At 33.8% G+C, this 278-nt stretch carries 1 pseudogene; it reads right to left on the bottom strand.

Annotated features, from left to right (window positions below):
• Positions 1-66: 66 nt before the first annotated feature.
• Positions 67-278 (bottom strand): annotated as a pseudogene (locus tag AAEY62_RS22135) (hypothetical protein); the annotation flags it as partial.

The raw sequence follows: 278 nt of genomic DNA, 5'->3' as shown, positions 1-278 counted from the left end.
CTAAGCACCTTTTTATATCAAAAAATAATTAATAATTATTTAAAGCAATAAAAGTGCCACTAAGTACTATAAATAACTATCTTGATGAATACGTACAAATAACTTAGTACCTATTTTACTGTAATCAACCTTGTATTCCCGCCCATCAAGGGCTTGAATAAATAACAATCGTTTTTCTTCGCCAAACACATCGGCGCTACCAACATAAACAACTTCTAAGTAACGCTCTTTTGCGTCACGGCGGTTTTTTGGCAGCTCTTCTTTAAATGGTTCTAAGC

The sequence above is a fragment of the Pseudoalteromonas sp. GW168-MNA-CIBAN-0100 genome, from assembly GCF_040309225.1.
Lineage (GTDB): Bacteria > Pseudomonadota > Gammaproteobacteria > Enterobacterales > Alteromonadaceae > Pseudoalteromonas > Pseudoalteromonas arctica.
This window is presented reverse-complemented; position numbering and strand designations above follow the sequence as displayed.